Raw genomic sequence first — 274 nt, forward strand, 5'->3', positions numbered from 1 at the left:
CATCACGCTGCCTCTCCTGAAGCCTGCCATCCTCGCTACCGTGTTCATCCGAATGATGGATGCGCTCCGCACGGTCGACGAAGTCTGGATGCTGACCGGTGGCGGGCCGGGGGCGGCCACCCGCTATATCGGGCTCCACATCTGGCGGGTCGTCTTTCCAAAGACCGATTATGGCTATGGGTCGGCCATGTCTCTCATCACACTCTATCTGACCATCGTCATGTGCTGGTTTCTCTATGCGGGTCTGGTCGCAAGACGTGATTTGAAGAGGGCA

1 pseudogene is annotated in these 274 nt (G+C 58.8%); it reads left to right on the top strand.

Annotation, left to right across the window (positions count from 1 at the left end):
• A pseudogene (locus KBI52_RS00335) lies at positions 1–274 on the top strand (sugar ABC transporter permease); the annotation flags it as partial.

Origin of the sequence: Microvirga sp. HBU67558 (assembly GCF_018069605.1) — a bacterium.
GTDB classification, from domain to species: domain Bacteria; phylum Pseudomonadota; class Alphaproteobacteria; order Rhizobiales; family Beijerinckiaceae; genus Microvirga; species Microvirga terrae.